The organism is Duganella sp. CT11-25, assembly GCF_047302815.1.
Lineage (GTDB): Bacteria > Pseudomonadota > Gammaproteobacteria > Burkholderiales > Burkholderiaceae_D > Rugamonas.
On record NZ_JBKBFD010000001.1, the window covers coordinates 4,028,207 to 4,042,324 of the forward strand.

Here is a 14,118-nt window from a genome sequence, read left to right on the forward strand (position 1 = left end):
CCTTGAGGAGGCGGGGATCACGAATCATTGTGAACCAATATCGCCCCACAATTCTCACCAATACTCACTATCCGGCCGTAGTGTGGCGTCCAGCCTACGTCAGAATTTCACAAAGTGCGACTCGTCGGGATCGCTCATTTCAGACATGCGGCGGCTGGCCGCGACGCCGCCCGCCAGCCGCGCGGACTTGGCCGGCTTGCGTATCACCGGCGCCGGGCGCACGCTGCGCGAGCCGCCGGCCAGCTTGAAGAAGGCCATGGTCTGCTGCAGCTGCTCGGCCTGGCCGCTCATCTCCTCGGCGGTCGCCGCCAGCTCCTCGGAACTGGACGCGTTCTGCTGCGTGGTCTGGCTCAGCTGCGTGACGGCCGAATTGATCTGCCCCACGCCGGCCGACTGCTCTTCCGACGCCGCCGTGATCTCCTGCACCAGGTTGGAGGTGCGGCGGATGTTCGGCACCATCTCGTCCAGCAGCTGGCCGGCCTTCTCGGCCAGCTGCACGCTGCTGCTGGCGACCTGCTCGATCTCCTGCGCCGCCACCTGGCTGCGCTCGGCCAGCTTGCGCACCTCGGCCGCCACCACCGCGAAGCCCTTGCCATGCTCGCCGGCGCGCGCCGCCTCGATCGCCGCGTTCAGCGCCAGCAGGTTGGTCTGGTAGGCGATGTCGTCGATGATGCTGATCTTCTTGGCGATCTGCTGCATCGCCGCCACCGTCGACTTGACCGCCTCGCCGCCCTCGGCCGCCTCCTTGGCCGCCTTGCTGGCGATGCCGTCGGTGACCTTGGCGTTTTCCGTGTTCTGCGAAATCGACGCCGTCATCTGCTCGACCGAGGCGCTGGTCTCTTCGGTGCCGGCGGCCTGCTCGCTGGCCGCCTGCGACAGCGACTGCGCCGTCGCGCTGACTTCCTCGGAAGCGCTGGCCAGCGACTCGGCGCCGCTGTTGACTTCCTCCACCACCTGCGACAGCTTGTCGATCATGCCCTTCATCGCCGCCAGCAGGCTGGTGGTGTCGCCCGGCTTCAGCTCGACCTCGGTGCGCAGGTCGCCGTCGGCCACCAGGCGCACGATCTCCGCCGCATAACCCGGATCGCCGCCCAGCTGCTTGAGGATGCCGTGCAGGATCAGCAGGCCCAGCGCCACCAGCAGCGCCAGCGCCACGGCCGACGCCACGTACATGCTGTTGGTCGCGGCGGCGGAGGACGCATCCGCCTCGCGCACCGCGTCGTCGCCGTACTTGGTGTTCATGTCGACCAGCTTGTCCAGGCTGCTCTCCACGGCGTGGAAGGCGTCCCGGTTGTCCGTCAGGCGGGTATGCAGGGCGACGAACAGCTCCTTGCGCTTGGCCTGTTCCGCGCCCTGGATCTGCACCAGCAGGTTGCCGAACTCCGCGTCCTTCTGCTTCCAGGCGTCCCACTCCTTGACAAACTGCTTCCACACCACCGCCTCCTCGCTGGTCTGCGGCAGCGGGTCGTAGATTTTCCACGCCTTGTCGATGCCGGCGAAGATCTCCGCGCGGCGCTTGATCTGCTGCGCGATGTCCGCGATGTTATCGGGCGTCAGCGCGCCCGCATCGGCAGCGCGGTTGGACGAGCGGATGCCGGTCTTGCCCTCGTTGATCGCCATCAGCGCCTGCACCGACGGCATGCGGTTCTTGCCGATCTCGGACAACATTTCGCCTTGTTTTTTCAATCCCTGGAAGGCGATCACCACCACCAGCAGCAGCGCCAGCACGGCGACGGCGATCAGCGTCAGGATCTTGGCCCTGACTGTTATATTTGCGAACATGGTTATCTCCTAAGGGAATTGCGCTACGAGTTCTGTCAGATGGATGGCCGAGACCACGTGCTGCACGTTCAGCAGCAGCACGAAGCGGCCATTGACCTTGCCTATGCCGTGCAGCAGGTCGGCCTTGACCTGCGCGCCGAAGCTGGGCGCCGGCTCGATGTCGGCGGCCGGAATGTCGAGCACCGCGTTGACCGCATCGACCAGGATGCCGATCACGAAAGGGCCGTCCGCGCCGTCCACCTCCACCACGATGATGCAGGTGCGCTTGCTGAGCGCGGACGGCTCGCGCTCCAGCCGGCGCGCCAGGTCCAGCACCGGCACCGCCGTGCCGCGCAGGTTGATCACGCCGCTGATGGACGGCGGCATCTGCGGCACCGGCGTCACGCCCGCGTATTCCAGTATCTCGCGCACCGCCAGGATGCCGATCGCGAACATATCCTGTCCCAGCATGAAACTGAGGAACTGCGCCGGCGCAGCAGATATCTGCCGCGGCTCGGATACCGTCAATGTGTTCATCACCGCCTCGCTTTGGAATGGACGAAATTCGATGCGCCTGCCAGCTTGAAGAAGGACATGGTCTGCTGCAGCTGCTCGGCCTGGCCGCTCATCTCCTCGGCGGTCGCCGCCAGCTCCTCGGAACTGGACGCGTTCTGCTGCGTGGTCTGGCTCAGCTGCGTGACGGCCGAATTGATCTGCCCCACGCCGGCCGACTGCTCTTCCGACGCCGCCGTGATCTCCTGCACCAGGTTGGAGGTGCGGCGGATGTTCGGCACCATCTCGTCCAGCAGGCGGCCGGCCTTCTCGGCCAGCTGCACGCTGCTGCTGGCGACCTGCTCGATCTCCTGCGCCGCCACCTGGCTGCGCTCGGCCAGCTTGCGCACCTCGGCCGCCACCACCGCGAAGCCCTTGCCATGCTCGCCCGCGCGCGCCGCCTCGATCGCCGCGTTCAGCGCCAGCAGGTTGGTCTGGTAGGCGATGTCGTCGATGATGCTGATCTTCTTGGCGATCTGCTGCATCGCCGCCACCGTCGACTTGACCGCCTCGCCGCCCTCGGCCGCCTCCTTGGCCGCCTTGCCGGCGATGCCGTCGGTGACCTTGGCGTTTTCCGTGTTCTGCGAAATCGACGCCGTCATCTGCTCGACCGAGGCGCTGGTCTGCTCGGTGCCGGCGGCCTGCTCGCTGGCCGCCTGCGACAGCGACTGCGCCGTCGCGCTGACTTCCTCGGAAGCGCTGGCCAGCGCCTCGGCGCCGTTGTTCACTTCCTGCACCACGTGCGACAGCTTCTCGATCATGCCCTGCATCGCCGCCAGCAGGCTGCTGGTGTCGCCGGTTTTCAGCACCACCTCCACGCTCAGGTCGCCGTCCGCCACCAGGCGCACGATCTGCGCCGCATAGCCGGGATCGCCGCCCAGCTGCTTCATGATGCCGTTCAGGATGAACAGGCCGATCACCACCAGCAGCGCCAGCGCGACGCCGGCCGTGATGTACATGGTGCTGAGCGCGCGCGCCGACGAGACATCGGCGCTCTTCACCGCGTCTTCGCCGTACTGGGTGTTCAACGCGACCAGCTTGTTGAGGCTTTCCTCGGCGTCGTGGAAAGCGGTGCGGTTATCCTTGATGCTGTTGTGCAGGAGGGTGAACAGCTCCTTGCGTTTGGCGCTGTCGGCCCGCGCGATCTTGCCCGCCAGCTCGGTCAGGGCGGCGTCGCGCTGCTTCCACGCATCCCATTGCTTGACGAAGGTCTTCCAGACCGATGCCTCCTCGGCCGCCTGCGGCAGCGGATCGTAGATCGCCCAGGCCTTGTCGATGCGGCTCCAGGCCTCCTGCTTGCGCTTGATCTCGTGGGCGATGCCGTCGATGTCGTCCGGGTACAGCGCCATCGCGTCGATGGCGCGGCTGGACGAGCGCAGCGCCGTCTGGCCCTCGCTGATGGTTTGCAAGGCCTGCACCGACGGCAGGCGGTTCTTGCCGATCTCGGACAGCATCTCCCCTTGCGTCTTCAATCCGGAAAAAGCGATCAGCACCACCACCGCCAACGCCAGCAACGCAACCGCCAGCAACATCAATATCTTGGTCCTGACCTTCAAAGCTGAAAACATGCCGACTCCCCAGTGATAAAACTTTTTTTTATAGTTACTCTTCGCCCGCCAGTGCGCGCAACCTGCGCCTGTCCTGCCTGATCCACCCCACCAGATCCCCGGCCGGCATGGGCTTGGCCAGCAGATAGCCTTGCGCCATGTCGCAGCCCAGGTCCCGCAGCAGCTTCCAGTCCTCGACCGTCTCCACCCCCTCGGCCACGGTGGCCACGCCCAGGCTCTGGCCCAGGTCCAGCGCGCTTTTCAGCACCATGTGGCGGTTCGGCCATTGCGCCGCGCCGTTGACGAAGGCGCGGTCTATCTTCAGTTCCGTGAACGGGCAGCGCGCGAACTGCTGCATCGATGAATAGCCGATGCCGAAATCGTCCATCGCCAGGCCGAAGCCCATCAGCCGCAGGCGCCCCATATTGGTCAGCGATTGCGACAGCTGGCGCATCACGCTGGTCTCGGTCACTTCCCACACCAGCGTGGCGGGCGTGACGCCGGAGGCCAGCACCAGCGCCGTCAACCGGTCGATGAAGCCGCGGTCGGACAGGTTGTCGGCCGACAGGTTGATCGACACCGTCAGCGGCGGCAGGCCGGCCCGATGCCAGTCGAGGATGCGCTGCAGTATCTGCTGCACGATGGACAGCGTGAAGTCCGCCATCAGCGGCGAACCCTCCAGCGCGTCGATGAAATGCAACGGCGACAGCAGCCCGCGCTGCGGATGCTGCCAGCGCGCCAGCGCCTCCACGCCCTTCAGCTGGCCGTTCTGCATGGAGACCTTGGGCTGGAAGTAAGGCAGGAACTCGCCGCGCTCCAGCGCCTGCGCCAGTTCCTCCAATGAAGACTGGGCGATCTGCGGGCCGGCGCCGCGCGGCTTGGCGACCTTGCCCGCCTTCGACAGCAGCTGGGTCAAGGGCTCCAGCTGCACCGGCTTGAGCAGGGTGCCCAGCAGGCCGATGGAAGCGTCCTCGCAGCCCATGCTCTCGATGATCTCCAGCAGGCGCGGATCGCGCGCGCTGACCACGATCAGGTTTTCCGTCAGGTCGCGCTCGCGCAGCTGGCAGGTCAGCTCGATGCCGTCCATGCCCGGCATTTCCAGGTCGGTCAGCACCAGGAACATCGGGTCGCCCTGCAAGCCCTCCAGCACCCGCAAGGCTTCGTTGCCGTCGCCCGCCTCCAGTATCTCGCCGAAGCCGAGCTGGCGCAGCAGGCCGACCAGGTAGTTGCGCTGCACCGCGCTGTCCTCCACCACCAGCACGCGGCGGCCGGCCCACAGCGGGGCGGCGTGGGCGTCGGCGACGGCGGCGGCGGAGAACGGCGGCGTGTGCATGATGTCGGTCAGTAGGAGAGCTGCTGCAGGATTTCGCGGTAGATCGCGTTCAGCGGCACCGATTTCTCGACCCCGCCGCGCTTGACGGCTTCTTTCGGCATGCCATACACCACACAGCTGGCCTCGTCCTGCGCCACGGTGCGGGCGCCGGCCTTGAGCATCTCCAGCAGGCCGGCGGCGCCGTCGTCGCCCATGCCGGTCATGATCACGCCCAGCGCGTTGGCGCCGGCCGCGCGCGCGGCGGAGCGGAACAGCACGTCGACCGACGGCCGGTGGCGGTTGACCAGCGGGCCGTCCACCACCTCGACGAAGTACTGGGCGCCGGTGCGGCGCAGCAGCATGTGCTTGCCGCCGGGCGCGATCAGCACCTGCCCCTGCAGCACGCGGTCGTTGTTGGCCGCTTCCTTGACGCGCACCTGGCACACGCTGTCGAGCCGCGCGGCGAAGGCGGCGGTGAATTTCTCCGGCATGTGCTGCACCACCACGATGCCGGGCGAGACGCGCGGCAGCGACGTCAGCACCTCTTCCAGCGCCTGCGTGCCGCCGGTCGAGGTGCCGATCGCCACCACCCGCTCGGTGGTGGCGGTCATCGGCTTGTAGTCGGCCGGCGGCAGCACGGCGTCGGCGTTCAGCTTGACGGTGACCGGCGGCGGCGCCGGCCGGTTGACCAGCTTGCCCACGTGGGCGCCGGCCGCCGCCCGCACCGCCGACACCAGTTCGTCCGCGCTGTCGTGCAGGAACTGCTTGAGGTCCAGCCGCGGCTTGGTGATGATGGCCACCGCGCCGGCGGTCAGCGCCTCGACCGAGGTCTGCGCGCCCTTCTCGGTCAGCGTCGAGCAGATCACCACCGGCGTCGGCCGCTCGCTCATGATCTTGCGCAGGAAGGTGATGCCGTCCATCTTCGGCATCTCGACATCGAGCACGATCACGTCCGGCCATTGCACCTTCATGCGCTCCATCGCCAGCAGCGGATTGGCGACCGCGTGGGTGACGGTGATGCCGGGCGTCGCGTTCAGCAGGCCGCTCAGCACCTGCCGCACCACGGCCGAATCGTCGACGATCATGACGTTAATTCCACTCATGCCTAATCCCTTGCTCCTGCGTTGCTTCTGCGTTCCACCTTGGGCTCAGGCGGAACCTGGCGGCTCAATACCTCGCCGCTGCGGATGGTGAAGATGAGTTGGCGATGCCCCTCGCCAAACAGGCTCTCGGACACCACGTGTATGCCGTGCTGCTGCAGCATGCTGCGCGCATAGTCGCCGTTCTGCATGCCGATGTCGCGCACCTTGCCGTTGCGGGGGAACATGGCGCCGCCGCCGAAGATCTTGCCCTGGCACTGGATCAGCGGCACGCCGTGCCGCTCCATCCCCTCCAGCAGCAGCCGCATGGCGTCGGCGCCGTACATGCCGGGCTTGTCCTCCAGGCGGTCGTTCTTGCGGCGGCCGTGGCCCGGCAGCAGGAAGTGCGACATGGCGCCGATGCGCATGGCCGGATGCCACAGCGTGATCGAGACGCAGGACCCCAGCAGCGTGCGCACCCGATACTGCTCGTCGCCGACGAAGTAATCGCCCGGCATCAGAAAAATATCGATGATCTTGGAGTCGGCCATGGTCAGCGTCGCCGTCATGCTTTGCGGTAGATCGATGGCGCCACCGCGACCAGCGTGTCGTTGATGTCGTTCAGCGTTTCGGAGTGGCCGATCAGGAAGTAGCCGCCGGGGCGCAGCTGCGCCAGCAGGCGCGCCACCACCTGGCGCTTGGTCTCCAGGTTAAAGTAGATCATCACGTTGCGCAGGAAGATCACGTCGAAGCTGCCGACCTTGGGCAAGGGCTGGTTCAGGTTCAGGTGCTGGAACTGCACCCGCTGGCGCAGCGAGCGCTCGATCAGCATGGTGCCGGCCTCGCTGCCCTGGCCCTTGAGGCAGAACTTCTTCAGGTAGGCCGGCGGCATCTGGCTGGCGCGCTCCATCGGATAGTGGCCGGTGCGGGCGCGCTCCAGCACCCGGGTGCTGATGTCGGTGCCCAGCACTTCCCAGGCGGCCTCGCCCAGCACGTCGGCCAGCACCATGGCGATGCTGTACGGTTCCTCGCCGCTGGAGCTGGCCGCGCTCCACACGCGCAGCGTCTTGCCCTTGTCGCGCGCGTCCTGCGCCAGGTCGCGCAGCAGCGTGAAGTGCTTGGGCTCGCGGAAGAAATAGGTCTCGTTGGTGGTCAGCAGGTCGACCGCCACCTGCAGCTCGGCCGGCTGGGCGCGGCTCTCCAGCAGCCGCAGGTAGTCGCCGTAGCTGTCGAGCTGATAGTGCGCCAGCCGCTTGGCCAGGCGGCCGCTGACCAGCGCCTGCTTGCCGTTGGCCATGAAGATGCCCGCCGCGTCGTAGATGAAGCGCTGGAACTGCGAAAATTCGCGGTCGGTGATGGTCGCTACCGGCATGATGCGCAGCTCCCTACGCGACGGCCGCGGTGCCGCGCGCCATCTCGACGATTTCCTCGCTCGACAGCACATGCTCGATGTCGAGCAGGATCACGAACTTGCCGTTGAATTTGCCGATCCCGGCGATGAAGTCGGGACGGATGCGGGTGCCGAACGACGGCGGCGGCTCGATATCGCCGGCGGCGATCTCCACCACCGCGTTGACCGCGTCCACCAGCATGCCCAGCACCTGCTTGCCGTCGCCGTCCTCGCCCGCGACTTCGACGATGACCACGCAGCTGCGCTTGCTGATGGTGCTGGGGGCGCGGCCGAAGCGCGCCGACAGGTCCATCACCGGCACCACCGCGCCGCGCAGGTTGATCACGCCGCGCACGCAGTCCGGCATCATCGGCACCGTGGCCAGGCTGCCGTACTCGATGATCTCCTTGATGTGCAGGATGCCGACCGCGTACTGGTCCTCGCCCAGCATGAAGGTCAGGAACTGGCTGGGCAGCGCGGCCCCGCTCTGCAGCGCGACGATGGCGCTGCTACCGTAGGTCACGACATTGTTGGCGACTGTGCTCATGGTCTCTCCGGTAATCTAGGCGGCCAGCGCCACGGCGCCTTTGCCGCCGACGGTGTGCATCAACGCCGCCACGTCCAGGATCAGCGCCACTTCGCCGCTGCCGAGGATGGTCGAACCGCTGATGCATTTGACTTCGCTGAACAGGGGGCTGAGCGGCTTGATGACGGTCTGGAATTCGCCCAGCAGCGTATCGACCACCAGCCCGGCGCGGTGGTTGCCGAACTTCAGCACCACGATGCTCTCGCGCCGCGTGGCCGCGCCCTCGATGCGGAACAGCTCGCGCAGGCGGATGAAGGGCAGCACCTGGCCCCGCAGGTTGCAATAGTCCTGCCCCGGCTCGGTGGCGTACTCGATGCATTCCTCGATCATGTCCAGCGGGATCACGAACACCGAGCCGCCCACCTGCACCAGGAAGCCGTCGATGATGGCCAGCGTCAGCGGCAGGCGCACCGTGACGGTGGTGCCGGCGCCCTCCTTGCTGGTGACGTCGACGCTGCCGCGCAGCGCCGTGATGTTGCGCTTGACGACATCCATGCCGACGCCGCGCCCGGACAGGTTGGTGATCTTCTCCGCCGTCGAAAAGCCGGCTTCGAAAATCAGGTTGTAGATTTCGCTGTCGGTCAGCTTGCGGTCGGCGTCCACCAGCCCGCGCTCGACCGCCTTGGCCAGGATCTTTTCCTTGCGCAGGCCGCCGCCGTCGTCGCTCACCTCGATCACGATGCTGCCCGATTCGTGGAAGGCGTTCAGCTTGATCATGCCCTTGGCCTGCTTGCCGTTGGCCACCCGCACCTCGGCCGGCTCGATGCCGTGGTCCATGGCGTTGCGCACCAGGTGCATCAGCGGATCGCCGATCTTCTCCACCACGGTCTTGTCCAGCTCCGAATCCTCGCCGTCGACGATCAGGCCGATGTCCTTGCCCAGCTCGCGCGCGACGTCGTGCACCACGCGCTGGAAGCGGTTGAAGGTCGCGCCGATCTTCACCATGCGCAGTTCCAGCGCGGCGTCGCGCACGTCCTCCACCAGCCCGGTCAGGGTCGAGGTGCACTCCAGCAGCTCGGTGTTCTGGATATGCTGGCCGATCATGCTGGCGCGGGCGCCGGCGATGATCAATTCGCCCACCAGGTCGATCAGGCGATCGAGCTTGTCGGAATCGACGCGGATCGAGCGGCTCTCCTGCGCCTTCTGCTCGCTGACCTGCTTCTGCTTGGCCAGCGCGGCCTCCACCACCACCGGCGGCACGTTGCCGCCGCCGACCAGGATGCTGCCCAGCTGCTGCTGCGGCGCGTCCTCCTCTTTGTCGGACGACTGCTGCTGCAGCGCGCCGTCCAGCTCCTGCTGGGTGACGCTGCCGCAACGCACCAGGATCTCGCCCAGGCGCGCCGCCTGCTCCGGCAAGGCGCGGATCAGGTCGACGTATTGCGAGACCCGGCTGTGCGGCGGGATGATGCGGATCTCGCAATCGTCCTGCACGAACTCGAACACGCCGGCGATGGCGTCGCGGTCGGCGCTGCTGTCGAAGGCGATCTCGAAGCCCAGGTAGCACAGCTCCGCGTCCATCTCCTCGGCGGCCGGCAGCGCGTCGGGCACGGTGGCGATGCCGACCACCCGGCCCAGCTTGGCCAGGTAGCGCAGGAAGGCGATCGGATCCATCCCGTTCTGCAGCACGCCGCGCCCGAAGCGCAGCGAGATGTGCCAGTAGTCGCTGTCGCCGCGTTCCTGGTCGATGCGCTCGACGCCCGGCTCCGCGTGCACCGCCAGCGAGGCCGCCGCGGCGGGCGCCGCCCCGTGCGCGCCGCCGTCCATATGGCGGCGCAGCTGCTGCAGCAGCATCTCGCCTTCCGGCGCGGTATCGGGATCGGCTTCCAGCCGGCCCGCCGCCAGCGCGTCTGTCATGCCGGACAGGTAGTCGCAGCACGACAGCAGCAGCACGATCATCTCGTCGTTGAGCACCACGCGGCCGTCGCGCACCTCGTCCAGCAGGCTCTCGACCACGTGGGTGAAGGCGACGATGTGGTCCAGGCTGAACAACCCCGCCGACCCCTTGATGGTGTGGGCGGCGCGGAAGATGGCGTTGATCGCTTCGCTCTGGTCGCCGGCGACGTCGACGTTGAGCAGCGCGTTCTCCATCTCTTCCAGCAGTTCGCGGCTTTCGGTGATAAAAGTCTGTAGCGCTTCGTCCAGGTTCATGGCTTGCCCTCGGCGGTCGATCGTTGGTCTAGTCGTGTATCAGTACGGCGTCGCCGAAGAAGGCGACCAGGTCCAGCATCTGGAAGATCTCCATCACGGCGGGACTGTGCCGCAGCAGCCGCAGCTCGCGCTGGTCGGCGGCGGCGGCCTGCTTGGCCAGCATCAGCACCTGCAGGCCGGCGGTATCGAGTTCGGTGATGCCCGACAGGTCGATCTCCAGCACGCGCGTCTTGCGCAGCGCCTCCAGCACCGTGATTTTCAGATCGGCGGCGCGGTAGATGGTCATCTCGCCGTCAATGGCAATGCGTGTGACTTGGTCCGACATCGCAGCCTCCGTGGGATTTTATGGCAGGACCAGCTTGGCGACGGCGCCCAGCAGCACTTCCGGCTTGAAGGGCTTGACCACCCACGCCTTGGCGCCGGCCGCCTTGCCCTCTTCCTTCTTGCTCTCCTGCGATTCGGTGGTGAGCATGATGACCGGCGTGAATTTGTACAGCGGCAGCTGCTTGAACTGCTTGACGAAGGTGATGCCGTCCATATTGGGCATGTTGACGTCGCAGACCACCAGGTGAATTTTCTGGCCGGTGCACTTGGACAGCGCATCGACGCCGTCGCGGCCTTCGATCACCTCGTAGCCGGCGCCCTTGAGCGCGATGCCGACCACCTGACGCAGAGAAGCCGAATCATCGACCACCATAATGGTTTTTGCCATGTCTTATCCTCAGAAAAAAGTAATCTCGTCGGCTTCGGTGGCGGCCGGCGCGGCGTGCCTGGAGCCGCCGTGCACCGCGTGTTCCTCGGCCATCGCATAGGTCTTCTGCAGCTCGTGCAGCAGCAGGTCGGGATCGAGCGGCTCCAGCACCTGGTCGGCGTGGTAGCGGTCGCGGTTGTCGCGCAGCAGCGACGGCAGCAGCTCCATGTTCTCGCGCACATGCGCCATCACCTGGCTGACGCGGTCCTGGAACTGCAGCTGCACCAGCGCCTCGCCGACCTCGCCCTGGATGCCGATGCTCTCCTGCTTGAGCAGGTCCGACGATTGCACCAGGGCGTCGGTCATGCTGCGGAACTTGCCCAGCACCGACTCGATCATGCCCTCGGCCGACTGCATCGATTTGTCTTCCGCCTCGCTCGATTGTTCGGCGGCCTGGCTGGCCGCCAGGATGGCGCTGCTGATCAGGCCGACGCGGTTGGAGATGTTGCGGCCGGTCTCGGCCGAGCGGCTCGACAGGTTGCGCACTTCCTGCGCCACCACCGCGAAGCCGCGTCCGGCGGGGCCGGCGCGCGCCGCCTCGATGGCGGCGTTCAGCGCCAGCAGATTGGTTTGCGCGGCGATGCTGGCCACGCCTTCGGCCATGTCGCGCAGCTCGCGCGTGAAGCGTTCCAGGTCCTTGATCTGCGCCAGCATGGCCTGCTTGGACGACATCGCCGATTTCATCGACGTCACCACCGAGCCCAGTTGCTGCTCGCTGCGCGCGAACACCTCGGGCATCGAGCTGCCGCCCTTGCTGTCCATGCTGGAGACGTGCACCGCGTTGTCGAGCTTGTCGACGATGCTGGAGAAGCGCCCGGCCAGGTCGGCCACCGCCTCCTCCATCTGGGTGCGCGAGTTTTCGATATGGCGGCACCAGATCGGCAGCACGGCGTCGCCGAAGCGCTCGCGGCCGGCCAGGTAGTTGTCTATCATGTCGGCGTCGCCGGCGCCGCCGAGCGCGCCGGCGCCGGACGCGCGCGCGCACCATGCGGCGGCGGCCAGCAGCAGCGCCGACCACAGGACCGTGTACCAGCCCCACGCGCTCCAACCCGCCACCATCGTCCCCAACGCGCCGGCGCCGGCCAAGCCGAACGGCGCCAATATCTTGCTGTCTAAGCCGGTAAAGTTTTTCACTGGACGCCACCCCGCTATAGTCTCGGGACAGCGCTGTCCAGCACGCCCCGGTGTCCAACTGTATCCTAGAAAGAGAGCCCGCGCCACAATGTGGCCGGCGAATCAATTGTATCTGGAGTTTTATGCGACAGCGCCGTAAATTGCTTCTGAGGAGAAATTTTTAAAGTTAAGATAGGTGAACGCACGCCGCGCCGCGCGTGCTGCCGTAAGGGCTCCTCTGTACAACGAGACATCCATCTTGCTAGTATCGTGTTGCACCCGCGCAACCGCAATCTTGCCCACTGATTATTTACGCTGGAATCCGCTTATGCCCGTCAAGAATATCGACCTCTCGCTGCCTTTGCTGGTGGTGGACGACAACCAGCAAATGCGCTCCGTGGTCAAAGGCATCCTGGCCGACCTCGGACTGAACAATGTATTCCTGGCCGCCGGCGGCGAGGAAGCCTGCCGCATCCTCAAGGAGCGGCCGATCGCCGCCGTCATCTCCGACCTCGACATGCCGGGCATGAACGGCCTGCAGCTGCTGGGCTGGGTGCGCGACAACCTGGCCGACAAGGAACTGCCGTTCATGCTGCTGCCCAGCGAAGCCAACCGCGACGGCCTGCGCGCGGCGGCCGCGGCCGGCGTCACCGATTGCCTGATCAAGCCGTTCACCCTGGCCACCTTCCACAGCAAGCTGCAGGCGATGTTCCAGACCCGCGGCCACGCCGCCGCCAAACGCGCGGCCGGCATGCGCGCCGCCGCCATGCAGTCGGCGCCGCCACCGCTGATCGGCATGGAGCGCCCGCTCGACGAACGGCTCCAGGAAGCGACGGTGCTGGTGGTCGACGACATCGCCACCAACATCAAGGTCATCGCCGGCATGCTGGCCGACGAGGGCTACGGCGTCAAGGTCGCGATCTCCGGCCGCAAGGCGCTCGAGATCATTCCGCTGCACCGCCCCGACATCATCCTGCTCGACGTCATGATGCCGGAGATGGACGGCTTTGAAGTGTGCCGCCGCCTGAAGGCCGACCCGGCCACCGCCGACATCCCGGTGATTTTCCTGTCGGCCAAGGACCAGGCCGACGACATCGTCGGCGGCCTCGAGCTGGGCGCGGTCGACTACGTCACCAAGCCGGTCGACCCGGCGATCTTGAAGGCGCGCATGCGCACCCACCTGCGCCTGGCCGGCATGATGGCCGAGCTCAAGCAACAGAACGCCGCCGTCGCCGGCAACGCCCAGCTGCGCGAGGAAGTCGAGCGCCTGGCGCGCTACAACCTCAGCACGCCGCTGGCCGAAGTGATCGCCGCCGGCGAGCAGCTGCTGGACGATCCGGGCGCCGCGCTGGGCCTGGCGCAGCGCGCCACGCTGCAGGCGCTGGACCAGGCCGCGCGGCGCGCCATGCGCCAGGCCAGCCTGTCGATGGGACTGTTCCGCATCGAGCAGGGCGCCAGCGAACCGGCCGCCGACAAGATCGAGCTCAACCCGCTGCTGCAGCGCGCGGCGGCCGACAGCAGCGTCACCCATCCGGTGATCCTGCCGGCGCTGCGGGTCACGGTGCTGGGCGACGCCAGCTTCTGCCGCACGCTGTTCGAGCACCTGCTGCTGAACGCCGCCGCCAACACGCCGGCCGGCACCTCGATCGTGCTCGGCGCCACGCTGGAAGACAGCCACTGGGCGCTGACGCTCGAATACGCCGGCGCGCTGCCGGCCGCGCAGCTGGCCTGCCTGCAAGGTCCGGCCGACCGCCCGGACGGCGACGGCGCGCTGCCGGTGTACGCGGCGCGGCTGATGACCGAGGTACAGGGCGGCACGCTGGCCGCGCAGGACGACAGCGCGCGCACCCGCCTGCTGCTGCGCCTGCCCGCGGCGTGA

The 14,118-nt window shown here is 67.0% G+C and carries 13 protein-coding genes; 1 reads left to right on the forward strand and 12 read right to left on the reverse strand.

Annotated features, from left to right (window positions below; genetic code table 11):
* Positions 1-99: 99 nt before the first annotated feature.
* Genes ACEN9F_RS17285 through ACEN9F_RS17340 form a run of 12 tightly spaced genes read right to left on the reverse strand, consistent with a single transcriptional unit; the run spans position 100 to position 12,260 of the window.
* Positions 100-1,782, reverse strand: coding sequence for a methyl-accepting chemotaxis protein (locus ACEN9F_RS17285; protein ID WP_413421617.1), 1,683 nt, complete (start codon positions 1,780-1,782; stop codon positions 100-102).
* A 9-nt stretch (positions 1,783-1,791) separates the two neighbouring features.
* Positions 1,792-2,298, reverse strand: a complete 507-nt coding sequence (locus ACEN9F_RS17290) for a chemotaxis protein CheW (protein WP_413421618.1) — start codon at positions 2,296-2,298, stop codon at positions 1,792-1,794.
* Positions 2,298-3,881, reverse strand: a complete 1,584-nt coding sequence (locus ACEN9F_RS17295; protein ID WP_413421620.1) for a methyl-accepting chemotaxis protein — start codon at positions 3,879-3,881, stop codon at positions 2,298-2,300. Before ACEN9F_RS17295 ends, ACEN9F_RS17290 begins: the two co-directional genes overlap by 1 nt.
* 34 nt (positions 3,882-3,915) lie before the next feature.
* Positions 3,916-5,193, reverse strand: coding sequence for an EAL domain-containing protein (locus tag ACEN9F_RS17300; protein WP_413421622.1), 1,278 nt, complete (start codon positions 5,191-5,193; stop codon positions 3,916-3,918).
* Positions 5,194-5,201: 8 nt separating this feature from the next.
* Complete coding sequence (locus tag ACEN9F_RS17305; protein WP_413421624.1) at positions 5,202-6,275, reverse strand: protein-glutamate methylesterase/protein-glutamine glutaminase; 1,074 nt, start codon at positions 6,273-6,275, stop codon at positions 5,202-5,204.
* A gap of 2 nt (positions 6,276-6,277) precedes the next feature.
* Positions 6,278-6,820, reverse strand: coding sequence for a chemotaxis protein CheD (locus ACEN9F_RS17310; protein WP_413421626.1), 543 nt, complete (start codon positions 6,818-6,820; stop codon positions 6,278-6,280).
* Entirely contained in the window at positions 6,817-7,623 is an 807-nt protein-coding gene (locus ACEN9F_RS17315) for a CheR family methyltransferase (RefSeq protein ID WP_413421627.1), read from the reverse strand. The genes ACEN9F_RS17310 and ACEN9F_RS17315 overlap by 4 nt, the downstream gene beginning before the upstream one ends.
* A gap of 13 nt (positions 7,624-7,636) precedes the next feature.
* Entirely contained in the window at positions 7,637-8,188 is a 552-nt protein-coding gene (locus tag ACEN9F_RS17320) for a chemotaxis protein CheW (RefSeq protein WP_413421629.1), read from the reverse strand.
* 15 nt (positions 8,189-8,203) lie between these two features.
* Positions 8,204-10,375: a chemotaxis protein CheW gene (locus ACEN9F_RS17325; RefSeq protein WP_413421631.1), complete on the reverse strand. Its 2,172-nt coding sequence runs from the start codon at positions 10,373-10,375 to the stop codon at positions 8,204-8,206.
* A gap of 28 nt (positions 10,376-10,403) precedes the next feature.
* Positions 10,404-10,700 carry an STAS domain-containing protein gene (locus ACEN9F_RS17330; RefSeq protein WP_413421633.1) on the reverse strand — a complete coding sequence of 99 codons (297 nt, stop codon included), beginning with the start codon at positions 10,698-10,700 and terminating at the stop codon, positions 10,404-10,406.
* 18 nt (positions 10,701-10,718) lie between these two features.
* Positions 10,719-11,087, reverse strand: a complete 369-nt coding sequence (locus tag ACEN9F_RS17335; protein WP_413421635.1) for a response regulator — start codon at positions 11,085-11,087, stop codon at positions 10,719-10,721.
* A 9-nt stretch (positions 11,088-11,096) separates the two neighbouring features.
* Positions 11,097-12,260, reverse strand: coding sequence for a methyl-accepting chemotaxis protein (locus ACEN9F_RS17340; protein ID WP_413421637.1), 1,164 nt, complete (start codon positions 12,258-12,260; stop codon positions 11,097-11,099).
* Positions 12,261-12,567: 307 nt separating this feature from the next.
* On the opposite strand from ACEN9F_RS17340, the gene ACEN9F_RS17345 reads away from it, so the two are divergent.
* Entirely contained in the window at positions 12,568-14,118 is a 1,551-nt protein-coding gene (locus tag ACEN9F_RS17345; protein ID WP_413421639.1) for a response regulator, read from the forward strand.

Bases quoted from the DNA above. Each gene is read 5' to 3' on its own strand.
- ACEN9F_RS17285 (WP_413421617.1), bottom strand. From the start codon at position 1,782: ATGTTCGCAAATATAACAGTCAGGGCCAAGATCCTGACGCTGATCGCC.
- ACEN9F_RS17290 (WP_413421618.1), bottom strand. From the start codon at position 2,298: ATGAACACATTGACGGTATCCGAGCCGCGGCAGATATCTGCTGCGCCG.
- ACEN9F_RS17295 (WP_413421620.1), bottom strand. From the start codon at position 3,881: ATGTTTTCAGCTTTGAAGGTCAGGACCAAGATATTGATGTTGCTGGCG.
- ACEN9F_RS17300 (WP_413421622.1), bottom strand. From the start codon at position 5,193: ATGCACACGCCGCCGTTCTCCGCCGCCGCCGTCGCCGACGCCCACGCC.
- ACEN9F_RS17305 (WP_413421624.1), bottom strand. From the start codon at position 6,275: ATGAGTGGAATTAACGTCATGATCGTCGACGATTCGGCCGTGGTGCGG.
- ACEN9F_RS17310 (WP_413421626.1), bottom strand. From the start codon at position 6,820: ATGACGGCGACGCTGACCATGGCCGACTCCAAGATCATCGATATTTTT.
- ACEN9F_RS17315 (WP_413421627.1), bottom strand. From the start codon at position 7,623: ATGCCGGTAGCGACCATCACCGACCGCGAATTTTCGCAGTTCCAGCGC.
- ACEN9F_RS17320 (WP_413421629.1), bottom strand. From the start codon at position 8,188: ATGAGCACAGTCGCCAACAATGTCGTGACCTACGGTAGCAGCGCCATC.
- ACEN9F_RS17325 (WP_413421631.1), bottom strand. From the start codon at position 10,375: ATGAACCTGGACGAAGCGCTACAGACTTTTATCACCGAAAGCCGCGAA.
- ACEN9F_RS17330 (WP_413421633.1), bottom strand. From the start codon at position 10,700: ATGTCGGACCAAGTCACACGCATTGCCATTGACGGCGAGATGACCATC.
- ACEN9F_RS17335 (WP_413421635.1), bottom strand. From the start codon at position 11,087: ATGGCAAAAACCATTATGGTGGTCGATGATTCGGCTTCTCTGCGTCAG.
- ACEN9F_RS17345 (WP_413421639.1), top strand. From the start codon at position 12,568: ATGCCCGTCAAGAATATCGACCTCTCGCTGCCTTTGCTGGTGGTGGAC.